This window comes from Candidatus Neomarinimicrobiota bacterium, assembly GCA_016784545.1.
Taxonomy (GTDB): Bacteria; Fidelibacterota; UBA8477; order UBA8477; family JABMPR01; genus JABMPR01.
Window position 1 is genome coordinate 22,596 of record JADHUM010000025.1, and the last position, 12,010, is coordinate 34,605.

10 protein-coding genes are annotated in these 12,010 nt (G+C 44.2%); 7 read left to right on the forward strand and 3 right to left on the reverse strand.

What is annotated here, in order from left to right:
• Positions 1 to 18: 18 nt before the first annotated feature.
• Together ISR87_07270 and ISR87_07275 are read right to left on the reverse strand one after the other, a co-directional pair.
• Positions 19 to 777 carry an RNA methyltransferase gene (locus ISR87_07270; protein MBL7025244.1) on the reverse strand — a complete coding sequence of 253 codons (759 nt, stop codon included), beginning with the start codon at positions 775 to 777 and terminating at the stop codon, positions 19 to 21.
• A gap of 48 nt (positions 778 to 825) precedes the next feature.
• Positions 826 to 2,130, reverse strand: a complete 1,305-nt coding sequence (locus ISR87_07275; GenBank protein ID MBL7025245.1) for a histidine--tRNA ligase — start codon at positions 2,128 to 2,130, stop codon at positions 826 to 828.
• A 408-nt stretch (positions 2,131 to 2,538) separates the two neighbouring features.
• Between ISR87_07275 and tnpA the strand changes: the two genes are divergently transcribed.
• Positions 2,539 to 2,976, forward strand: a complete 438-nt coding sequence (gene tnpA, locus ISR87_07280; protein ID MBL7025246.1) for an IS200/IS605 family transposase — start codon at positions 2,539 to 2,541, stop codon at positions 2,974 to 2,976.
• A 123-nt stretch (positions 2,977 to 3,099) separates the two neighbouring features.
• On the opposite strand, the gene ISR87_07285 is transcribed toward tnpA, so the two are convergent.
• Positions 3,100 to 3,357: a DUF2007 domain-containing protein gene (locus ISR87_07285; protein MBL7025247.1), complete on the reverse strand. Its 258-nt coding sequence runs from the start codon at positions 3,355 to 3,357 to the stop codon at positions 3,100 to 3,102.
• 257 nt (positions 3,358 to 3,614) lie between these two features.
• On the opposite strand from ISR87_07285, the gene ISR87_07290 reads away from it, so the two are divergent.
• The 6 genes from ISR87_07290 to ISR87_07315 all read left to right on the forward strand — a co-directional run bounded on the left by ISR87_07290 (position 3,615) and on the right by ISR87_07315 (position 11,932).
• Positions 3,615 to 6,188 (forward strand): TIGR03960 family B12-binding radical SAM protein, encoded by a 2,574-nt coding sequence (locus tag ISR87_07290; GenBank protein ID MBL7025248.1) that lies wholly within the window; start codon positions 3,615 to 3,617, stop codon positions 6,186 to 6,188.
• 519 nt (positions 6,189 to 6,707) lie between these two features.
• Positions 6,708 to 8,267 carry an Rne/Rng family ribonuclease gene (locus tag ISR87_07295; GenBank protein MBL7025249.1) on the forward strand — a complete coding sequence of 520 codons (1,560 nt, stop codon included), beginning with the start codon at positions 6,708 to 6,710 and terminating at the stop codon, positions 8,265 to 8,267.
• A 20-nt stretch (positions 8,268 to 8,287) separates the two neighbouring features.
• On the forward strand, positions 8,288 to 8,749 hold the full coding sequence (locus ISR87_07300) for a TPM domain-containing protein (protein ID MBL7025250.1): 462 nt from the start codon (positions 8,288 to 8,290) through the stop codon (positions 8,747 to 8,749).
• On the forward strand, positions 8,742 to 10,094 hold the full coding sequence (locus ISR87_07305) for a response regulator SirA (protein ID MBL7025251.1): 1,353 nt from the start codon (positions 8,742 to 8,744) through the stop codon (positions 10,092 to 10,094). Before ISR87_07300 ends, ISR87_07305 begins: the two co-directional genes overlap by 8 nt.
• A gap of 36 nt (positions 10,095 to 10,130) precedes the next feature.
• The gene (locus tag ISR87_07310; protein ID MBL7025252.1) at positions 10,131 to 10,919 is read left to right on the forward strand and encodes a hypothetical protein; all 789 of its coding nucleotides are present in this window, start codon (positions 10,131 to 10,133) and stop codon (positions 10,917 to 10,919) included.
• Between the two features lie 68 nt (positions 10,920 to 10,987).
• Positions 10,988 to 11,932: a YihY/virulence factor BrkB family protein gene (locus tag ISR87_07315; protein MBL7025253.1), complete on the forward strand. Its 945-nt coding sequence runs from the start codon at positions 10,988 to 10,990 to the stop codon at positions 11,930 to 11,932.
• Positions 11,933 to 12,010: the final 78 nt, after the last annotated feature.

The window sequence follows — 12,010 nt, forward strand, 5'->3', positions numbered from 1 at the left end:
TCTCGCCTAACCTGTAGATCAGGTTTTTGTTAGCTCAAACAGAGCAATTCCTGTCGCCATGGCAGCATTGAGGGATTCGCCAGCACCGGGTTTTTCAATGGAAAGAGCGGTTGATAGTTTTAACAAATCCGGATCAACACCATGTGCTTCAGAACCAATAATAAGAAAGAGGGAATTTTCCTGCTTGAATGCATGTAGCGAGGTGCCCTGCATATGCAATGCAGCAACTTGCCCCCCCGCCAACTTCCACTGCTCAGCGCTTTCGCAAAGATTAGTAGATGAATGCAGATTCAATGTTCCAAGAGCTCCCATGCTTCCCCGGACCACTTTTGGGCTATAGGGATCAACACAATCTGGTCCCAGGAGGATATCCTGGATACCAAACCAGAGCGCTGATCTGAAAATGGTTCCCAGGTTGCCAGGATCAGCAATACGATCCAGTACCAACAGGATTTTAGTGTGTTCCGTATCCAGTTTTTCTGGAGTTTCAGGAATACGGGCGACACAAATGATACCCTGAGGGTTTTTACTGTCAGAAATTTGCTCGATTTGAACAGGGGTTGCTTCGAAATGTTTTACTTCGGGAGGAATGGAAAATTTGTCAAAATTCTTTGAAGTAATACAGGCAGTAATCTCCAGGTCCGATTGAAGCGCTTCCTCACACAATCTGGCACCTTCCAGTAAGAAGAGACCTTCCAGTCTTCTGTACTTCGATCGTTTAAGGGCTCGATAGCTGGTGGTTTGGGCGTTTGTGAGAAGGGATGGAAGCGGGTTCATTTAAAAAAACACCCTTCGACTCTTTGGCAGGCTCATAGCAGACATGCTCTAGTCTACGCTCTGTGAGCTACGACTTAGCAGGCAGGGTGACAGGGCTTTATTGATGTGTGACGCCACACTTTCAAAGGGGACAGCTTCCTGCTCGCCTGTTTCAAAATTCTTAAGCTGTACAATACCCTTAGCAAACTCCTCTTCACCAAGGATGGCCACATAACGGGCTTCTTGTCGGTTGGCTTCTCGCATCTGTGCTTTCATGCTTCTGCGAAGGGTGTCCATATCACATTTTAGTCCAGCACTTCGCCATTCATGGATAAGCTTGGGTGCCCGTACCCTCAAGTCTTCTCCCTGGACAATGAGAAAAAGATCCAATCCGGAATTGACCTCCAATGGTTGTAGTGCCTCCACAACCAGGAGAAGTCTTTCAATCCCAGCAGCCCAGCCGATAGCAGGCACCTCTTGCCCACCCAGCTCTTTGACCAGGTCGTTATAGCGACCCCCACCACAAATAGCATCCTGTGCACCAAGTGCATCGCTGGTGAATTCAAAAATTGTATGGGTATAATAATCCAGTCCTCGAACCAGTAGATCGTCCTGAACATAGGGAATATCCATTGCCTCAAGCATCTCCAGGACTTCAGCATAATGGGTCGCTGAGGCTTGATTAAGACACTCACGAATTTTCGGGGCGTCCTTTACCAACTCCTTGTCATTGGGTGCCTTGCTATCCAGAATCCGTAATGGATTTGATTCGAAACGCTTTTGACTGGTTTCAGAGAGCGAACTGAGGTGAGGTCTTAAATATTTCTGGAGAGCGTTACGATAGGCAGCTCGACTTTCACCATCACCAACACTATTAACTTTAAGGGTTACCGATTTCTCGATTTCAAGTTCTTTTAAAATGGCATAAAACAGGGCAATCATCTCTGCATCCTGTTCAGGATTGGGAGAGCCAATGGCTTCTGCGCCAAATTGCCAGAATTGACGGTAACGTCCTTTTTGGGGACGCTCCTGGCGGAACATGGGCCCTTCATACCAGAGCTTCTGAACCGGTGAGATTTGCTGGAGATTGTTTTGGATATAGCTGCGCACAACCCCTGCAGTGAGTTCAGGACGTAAGGTCAGCGAGGATTTACTCATATCGGAGAAGGAATACATTTCCTTGGAAACGATATCAGTATCTTCACCGACACCGCGGGCAAACAGCTCTGTTTTTTCAAAAATCGGCGGTCGAATCTCACCAAAGGCGTAGCGCTCCATCACCTGCTTGACAACCTGTTCCAGTGCTTGCCATTGTTTTGCTTCCTGGGGGAGAATGTCATTGACGCCTTTTACGCGTTGAACTTTTTGGGGCATTGATCAAGGTACCTTCATTTTAGTAATTATCTCAAGTGCACCCAATATAGGAAACAGCCTTCCTGATTGACATTTTTTCTATGACCGACTCTAAAACAGTTTTCTAGAAACCCGTGATTGAAATCATGGGTTTTTAGTGTAGATTTTATTCGATCAATTAACCCACGATCAAAAAAAAACAATTAATTCACTTCCAATAAATTCATGCAACCCACGGTCTGGTATAAGCACCTCCCGCGGTAAATCAAATATCACAGACCGAAACACACGCTGACACAACCCACGGTTTCAATCGTGGACTCCCAAGCATCGATACTTCTGGCTAAGTATCCATGAAATTATTCATGAGTATCTATGATCTGGAAACCAATGAAAGCCGTTTCAACAGTTTAAAAGGAGCTACACGAAATGAGCCACTCTTTAACAAGAATATGGGTACACGGAATATTAGGTACAAAGTATCGCCAACCCTTAATAAAGAATGTTATACGAGAAGACCTATTTACACATATCCAGGCACAAATGGAAATGATAGGCTGTGGTGTCAGGTGTATAAATGGAACACATGACCATATTCATGTGCTATTCCTATTGCCAAAAGAGCACTCTATTGCCCAAATTATGAAATCAATTAAAGGTGAATCCTCACATTGGATAAATCAGGGGGACAAGATCGCGACTAAATTTGCATGGCAAGTGGGCTATGGTGGGTTTTCAGTAAGTGAGTCTATTGTACCCAAAGTTGAAAAATATATACGAAATCAAGAGAAACATCACCGAACCATGACTTTTAGAAATGAATATGAGCTACTTGTAAAAAACCATAATTTGCATATAAACCATTAAAATGGTCTTAGCCGTTTGCATATAGCATCAAACCCATTTCTGTATGCTGTCTATGATCGGATATTCTGTAAAATTAGGCAACCCATAATTTTAATCGTGGGGGTAAAAGCAGGTTTAGAGTACTTAGCGCTCTTCTTCAGGCTCAAAATCTATAGCTTCTAGTACCGCTTGAGCTGCCTTCAGGTGTTCCTCTGGCACCATGAGAGTCGCCTGGTTTCCAGCAAGGGAAACGGAATGAGCCCCTAAACCAGAGGCCAGCATGCTACGCTTTATTTCACATGGAATATCAGCGCTTTCCAATGCGCCACAGAGCATTTCAGCCGTAATATCACCTTCAACGGTTCGTAGTTTTACCCACGCTTTTTCATCACTTTTATTCATCGCGACCTCCATTTATTTATTCATATCTGAAATTAACCCCAAACACCTGGTTTTCCTCCTTCAATTCCATCCTTCCAGGCCAGGATTCTAATCCCGGCCGGGAAGGATGAAAAGATGGTTTCTTGCAAAAAGACTATTATAATCATGTGCTGAAGCTGCATATTTTCTGAGGCAAATAAATCAACTATGGTGGGAACTATAGATTATTTCCCTCATAAAATTTGCATGTATTGGGGGCTGATGAAAGGATTATTGGGGTGCAACCCAAAGAAATAGAACATATTTTACATACGCGGATACTTTCAAAAGTATCAAAACCCGGGCGATATCTGGGGAACGAACACAACATTATCACCAAAGACTGGGATAAAATCCAGGCTAGCATTGCGTTGGCTTTCCCTGACGTCTATGATACGGCCATGCCCTACAATGGGTTTCAGATTTTGTATCATATTCTCAACCGGGAAAAAGATATTGCAGCAGAGCGCGTCTATGCGCCCTGGCCAGATATGGAAGGGCTCATGCGTGAGCATGGCCTGCCCATGTATAGTCTGGAGACCAAACATCATTTAAAAGACTTTGATATTATTGGGTTTTCGCTTCCCTATGATCTCCTGTACACCAATATATTGACCATGCTGGATCTGGCTGATATTCCCATCTGGACCAAAGATCGTGGTGATGATGATCCTTTTGTCATCGCCGGTGGGACCAATGCCTACAATCCTGAACCAGTCGCTGACTTTTTTGATCTTGTGTTTATTGGTGATGCAGAGGCGCAGGTGGTTGAGCTGGTCCGCCGCATTGGTGAGGGTCGCCGAGCCAATCGTTCACGTCGTGAAATATTAGAAGACCTGGCAACCATGCCCGAAGGTGTTTATGTACCAGCCTTTTACGACTTCGAATCCGATCAGGATGGCAAGTTAGTCGCTATCACCAAAAATTTTGAGGGAGCACCAGACCGGGTAAAAAGTGCGAAAATCCCCATTCTGGAAGCCTCAAACTATCCCACCAAACCTGTGGTGCCCATTGTTGAAACAGCCCAGGACAGGTTGGCCATAGAGGTCATGCGAGGCTGTACCCAGGGGTGTCGTTTCTGTCATGCTGGAATGGTATATCGACCCATTCGCGAGCGCAAACCGGAAGAACTCATCGAGACAACCAAGACAACGCTGGCCAACACGGGACAAAAAAACATGTCATTGCTATCGCTTTCAACCAGTGACTATACAGGTCTCAGCGAAGTGGTAGAGGGCATGAAACCCTATCTCAGAGAAAACCGGGTGTCGGTTTCCTTTCCATCAATGCGTCTGGATACGTTCACAAAAGAGATTGCATCAATTGCTTCTGAGGAGCGAAAATCAGGTCTAACCTTTGCCCCTGAAGCCGGTACCTGGCGGATGCGACGGGTTATAAACAAGCTGATCAGTGATGAAGATTTATTCTCCTCAGTCCAGATCGCTCTGGATGGTGGCTGGAAGACACTCAAATTCTATTTTATGCTGGGTCTACCAACTGAAACACAGGCTGATTTGCAGGGTATAGTTGACCTCATCAATGATGTACGGAAAATGGCAAACCCCTATGGCAGGATTAAAATCAATGTGACTTTGTCTACGTTTATTCCCAAACCGGAAACACCCTTCCAGTGGGAAGCACAGGACAGCAAAGAAGTCATTCGCGAAAAAATTGATTTCCTTATGGATAATCTGAAGCACAAAAATGTGCGTGCTTCCTACCGGGACCCTAAATACTCCGAGATCGAAGGTGTGTTGTCCCGGGGAGATCGTAAGGTTTCGCTTGCTATATATGAAGCATGGAAGGAAGGCGCCCGCTTTGACAGCTGGGGTGATTACTTCCGCCATGATCGCTGGATGAAAGCCTTCGAAACAGCGGGTATCCAGTATGAGGATTATCTGAAGGCGCGTGATGACCAGGACATCTTGCCCTGGGATCTGGTGGATAATGGTATTCTGAAAAAATTCCTCAGACGGGAAAAACAAAAAGCCTACCAGGAAGCAACCGTCATTGACTGCCGTGATGGCTGTCTGGCCTGTGGTGTTTGCGATTTCGATGAACTAATCATGCGGGTTGTTAAAGATGGCACAGTAGGTGAGTCAACCATCAAACCAGAACCCTATGTCGCCCCTGAAAGAGAACCCCTGCCTGAGTTGCTCAACACCACGCCTGTGCATACTGCTCGTCTGAGATATTCAAAAACAGGGATGGCAAGCTATCTGGGTCATCTTGATGTTCAGAACTCCTTTATGCGGGCCATTAGCCTGGCGAACCTCCCCGTGATTTTTTCCCAGGGCTTTAATAGCCGACCCAAGATATCCAGTGGACCGGCTCTACCACTCGGCTATACCTCTGAAGCTGAATACATGGATATTCTGCTTTTCCATAAGGTCGACTCCATAATAGAGGACCTGAATAAACACTTACCCGCTGGAGTTGCTGTGCGTGAAGTGGCGTGGCACAAAGGTCGAATTGACTCTGTTACCGCTCAGATTGGGTCCATAAAACAAAGAGTTGAACTGGAAGATATCCCCTCTGAAATGTCACTGGAGAGTTTGAAACAAAACTTTGAACAGAAGAAAAATGTGTATATTAAACGCGAGCGAAAACAGCGCATAATATCCCTGGATATAAAAGTATATATCCAGTCTATTGAAATAAAGGGTAATAGCCTTGAGGTTATCACTCTGGTCCAAAACGGGAAGGGAATCCGATTAAACGAATTTCTCCCCGCGTTTTTTGAAGTTCCGATCGAACAACTACCAATCCACACGGTTAAAAGAGAAGCTGTTTTCATGAACTTCACGGCGTGATTGGTATGACGATCGGTGAGTACCGTTGTAAAAAGAACCTGAGCAGATCCACACCTCCCGTCTGTATAGCGGTTTATCCATGTTTGTCTCTTTGAGACAACCCCGGCAGCCTAAAAACATTGAGGTCTAGATCGGTGGGATATTCTGAATTCTGTTTATTGAAGGATTACTGCCAGGTCATTACGTTCCCGCTTACATAAAAAATCAACCTGAGCATGGGGAACGCTTTTTACGACTGCAAAACAGGTGATCATCTTTGGATGCACCTGATTTAATAGCAGATCATAAGACTGCTAAAACCAGAATTGGTAAAAGAATTTAATCGATTCCTAAGAATATTTCCGAATCGATAGTGCGCAAGATCCGATAGAACAGGACAAAAAGAGTCCGCTCAAGCAGAGTAAGCGCAGAAAAAATTTTGTGAAAGGTTCATTCAAGGAGAATGAATGACCTCCCCGTTGAGAGCAAATGCCTCAACCTTCTTCTTTTACCGGTTCAATTCATATCTAAGGAATTGAAATGAAGAAGGATATCTTTATAAACCAAACGCATAAGGAAACACGGATTGCCATCCATGAGGATGACGTTCTGGTTGAACTTTATGTTGAAAAACCTGAAAACATTAGAATTGTTGGCAATATCTACAAGGGTGTTGTGGAGAATGTTTTGCCTGGAATGCAGGCTGCCTTTGTTGATATCGGGATCGGAGCCAATTCGTTTTTACCCTTTTCAGAAGTTGAGGGTGAATCCTTTCTTCTGGATCATGATGACGATGATGATGACGATGACAAGCCCCAAAGAGGCAACCGTGGTCGATCAAGAAACCAGAATCATCGCCACGATCATAGAAGACCCAATGCGCCAAAATTAAAGACGGGACAACAGATTCTGGTCCAGGTCATCAAAGAACCATATATGGGCAAGGGCGCCAGAGTGACGACCAACATTTCTTTACCAGGTCGATTTCTGGTATTGGTGCCCAACTCAAACTCAATTGGTATCTCCCGTAAAATTTACAATAATTATGAACGCCGTCGATTACGTCGAAGCTGTCAGGAAATGAAACCTGATGGATTTGGTTTAATTGCCAGAACCGTCACTGAAGGCAAAGATGATGAAACCCTGGGCGCCGATTTAAACAATCTCATGGACTCCTACAAACGCATGGAGAAGGTTGTTAAAAGCAAACCAGGTCCCGTACTTGTTTATAAGGATATGGAGACCGTTTCCAGTCTTATTCGTGATCTTTTTACCAATGATGTACAGCGCGTGGTCGCGGACAATAAGGGGATGTATAAGCAAATCAGCAGTTATCTCAAAGGTGCTGCTCCACAATTGCTTGATCGCCTCATTCATTACAATAAAAAATTACCCATGTTTGATGCCTACAATGTCCAGAAGGGTATTGATATATCAATGTCTCGGAAAGTGGGTTTGAAGAGTGGGGCCTCAATCGTCATTGAGCAAACCGAAGCCCTGGTGTCCATCGATGTAAACTCTGGAAAATTCATTGGTCGCAAAGACCATGAAGCCAATGCCGTGAAAATAAACCTGGAAGCAGCCCGGGCAATTGCCCAACAATTACGTCTGCGAGATTTGGGTGGTTTGATTGTTATTGATTTTATTGATATGTCCCGCGAGGATAATAAAAAGAAAGTCTATTACGAACTCCGTCGTGAACTTCGTAAAGATAGAGCCAAGGTAGCCGTGAGCTACATTTCGGATTTTGGTCTTCTGGAAATGACCCGTCAACGTATTCGTCTCAGCTTATTGCTATCAGCAACTGAGGAATGTCCAGTCTGCAAAGGACGCGGTCGCATTATGTCAAAGGCTGCCCTCACGACTCAGATTGAAGGCTGGTTCCGTCGTTTTCATTCCAAAAAACGAGAATTCAGACTTCAACTGGTTGTCAATCCCGAACTGGCAAAATTTTTAAGATCTGGTCGTAAAAATGTGGTACGCTCCATTCAGTGGCAGCATTTTATCAAAGTCGAAGTTGTGGAAGATGAATCCAAAAATATGGATGAATTTCGGGTGATCAGTAAGAAACAAGGCAAGGATATCACGGACGATTATTGAGATCGTTCTGAGGAGGCACCATGAGTAAAGCTGAGAAACTGGCAAAAGAGATTTTTAGTGATCAGGATTTGCAGGATATATCTGCGGCAATAAATACTTTTGAGGGTCGCACGAGTGGTGAGATTGTCATTAGTTTCAATACGACCTCTCACGGTCAACCCTACAAATCTGCTAAACGAATATTCGAAAAAGCCAAACTTCATGAGACCAAAGAGCGCAATGCCACCTTGATCGTTCTTTTTCTTTCTGAACAAAAATTCGCCGTCTATGGTGATGTGGGTATCTACGAAAAGGTTCCCACAGATTTTTGGGAAGAAACTGTTGAAGAGATGAAAACTCAATTTGCCCAGGGAAACATGCGTGAAGGTTTGTTGGCTGGAATTCATAAACTGGGTGAAAATCTTGCTAGCTATTTCCCCGTTTCTAAAGATGATGTCAACGAATTAGATGATGATATCAAGTTTGGTGACAGTGATGAGTGAAGCCTGTAAACTGACCCATGTTTTTAAGCGTGATGGGACGTATGTCCCATACTCCCGTCAACGTATAAGCAATGCCATCTATAGAGCCGCTGTAGCAGTTGGTGGTCGTGACAAGGACAAGGCAGCAGACCTGGCTTTGAAAGTCGAAGGGATCATCTGTGAGAACTATTCTGTTGACCACCCACCTATGGTGGAGGCAGTCCAGGATATCGTTGAGAAGGTTCTCATAGAAGAAGGTCATGCAACTGTTGCCAAACACTTTATTCTATATCGGGCTACACAGAACGATAAACGGAAAGCTAAATTAAGCAAAAGCGTAACCCACCAGGGTAATATTCCTTATCAAAAGATCTACGAAGTGCTTGTCTGGGCTTCTGATCACGATCTCAATTCTGTGGATAAAATGAATCAGCGAATTGCCAGGGGTGAATTTCCTCAGATCTGCCTGGAATCCGACGCCGCCTATGAATCTGACGTTCAGGCAGCTGCTGAACTCATCGCCGAGAGGGAAGGGAATACAAGAATAGTCGTTGTTGCCGGGCCATCATCTTCAGGTAAGACAACGACCACACGCAAATTGGCTCATTATCTTTCAAAAAAGGGAATGGGTCTGGTTGAGTTGAATGTTGACCACTACTTTTTTGATCTGGATATGCATCCTGTTGATGAATTTGGCGACCATGATTTTGAAACACCTCAGGCTCTGGATCTACCCCTTATCAATAAACACATCAAACAATTGCTGGCTGGTGAAGAAGTGTTGACACCTTCCTATGATTTTAAGACGGGAACCCGAACCCTGGATCAGATCCCCCTGAAGATTAAATCTACCGATGTGATCCTCATCGATAGTCTCCACGGTCTGTACGGTGATATGCTCGATGGAATTGATGAGAGTACAGTCTTCAAAGTGTATATAGAAACCTTGCTTCAAATGAAGGGTATTAACGGGAAGTTTATCCGCTGGACAGATCTGAGACTCATGCGTCGCATGATTCGGGATGAGCAGCATCGAGCATATGATCCCCGTCAGACATTGACTCACTGGCACTATGTCCGTAATGCAGAATTGCGAAACATTTTACCTTATATCAGCACTGCTGATTATGTCATCAACGGTGCAGTACCCTACGAGCTGCCTGTGATGCGAAATCGTCTGCTGGATCATTTTATAGAGTGGGAAAAGGACTATAAAGATGATCCCCGTCGAGTGGATGCCTATCTGAGAGCGAAAAGGGTACGGGAAATGCTTGAGTCAGTCACACCAGTTACAGACGAATCACCCATCCCTGAAACCTCGCATTTCCGAGAGTTTATTGGTGGCAGCATTTATGATGTTCATTAAGCTCGGCAAGTAACCCAACCCAAAGTTTTGGCAGGAGTGGATATCATACTGAACAGGCTAAAAAAATGGTTTTTCCGCTGGTCATTTATAGATATTCCCGTATTCGGTATCGGTCTGGCTTTGATCATATACTATTTCAACGGTCTCGAAGGGGTGAAAGCCGAAGCAGTCTTTTTGGAATCCATTGTCCCCAATATTGGTACGGAGTTATTGGGCGTATGGTTAAGTGTGAGGATCATTGAATCAGTCTTACGCGGCAGGCAAAAACGCAGCCGTCTGAGAACTCAACTTGTTGATAACATGAATTATCTGGTGACCCTGATCAGGGGGATTGCCCCCCATTTTGAGCAACAGACTATTGATCACCTAAGCTCAGAGCTTCAGTGGTTTGAAGAGATGAAAGATTATCGGATCAGCGGAACTTCGGAGGAGACCATCAAATTAATCAATGAAGCAACCAAGCTATACGCCGAGGCTGCCAGTGAAGCCTCCAAGATCAATCCCCTGCGAGATGAAATAAATGATCTCTTTCTACGCAATCCCCACATGCTTGACGATTTGCTGATAAAAGAACTCCATGATATCTATCGTAGACAGAATTATACCAGAATAATTGTAAAACGCATTGATAGCAGGATAAAAAGATATAGAGAAAAGATTGTTGGACATGAACCATCTAGCGAGCTTGAAAAGGAAGAATTAACTATCCTGAAGATTGAGGAGTATTCAGCAATTCTAAAAGTATACATAGCCATTACCCTCAATGCAGAAGCTGCTGTTGTTGAAGCCCGCTCAGCGGTCCTGAATCGGGAATACAACTTCTAGATAAATCCCATGCCACCATTAAAAGAAATTGATCGCAGAAATTAATTTTGTAGGTTCTCTGAATAATTATGAATTACCAGCATCACTTTTACCACAGAAAACAGTTCCGCTGGATGGTGCCCTATATAAATAAGGCCAAACAGGTATCATTCCCGGGTTTTGATCGGGTACCTGCATTTAACGTACTCTTATTTTTCTTTAGAGGCATTCGTGATGGTAGGGTGATTGCAAGAGCAGAGGCAGTTTCCTTTAATCTGGTTTTAGCTGTTTTTCCAGCCATCCTCTTTCTCTTCACGCTTATACCCCTGATCCCTATTGAGAATTTTCAAAGCGATCTTCTCCTGTTGATTCAATCTATTCTACCAGCCAGTACTTATGTGGTGGTTCAGAGGATCATTGAAGATATCATCACTATCAAACATGGTGGCTTGTTGTCATTTGGTTTTGCCTTCGCCCTGGTTTTTTCGACCAACGGTATTGTGGCTCTCATAGATGCTTTTAATGTGTCAATTCATGTTGAGGAAAGTCGGAGCTGGTTGATGCAGCGAGCAGTAGCCTTTGTACTGGTTGTTTCTCTCTTTTTCCTGGTTACCATAGGTGTTTCTCTCATGACCATTACCCACAGACTGCTGGATTTCCTGGTCCTCAAAGAACTCATGATACAAGGCTGGCTCTACTATATGGTCGTTATTGGTAAGTGGGTTGTCATTCTGGGAGTTTTCTATTTTGCCTACTCCTTTCTTTATTATTGGGGTCCTTCTAAAAAAAGCCAATATAGATTCATCTCGGCCGGGGCAAGCCTGGCCACAGTCCTGTCAATTTTGCTTACCACAGGCTTTGGATTCTATATTGATCATTTCAGCCGCTACAACGCACTTTATGGTTCCATAGGAACCCTACCCATTATTATGCTGCTGATATTTTGTTATGCTCTCGCCATCATTATTGGCTTTGAACTGAATATTGGTATTGTCGCTGCCCGTAACATTCAACTTACAGAAGTAGAATCATAATTCCCTCTCTGGATTTTTAGTTAGCCTCTCAGGTCTTAGCCCACAGAGCAACGACCCATGGATATATCTGGAACCACC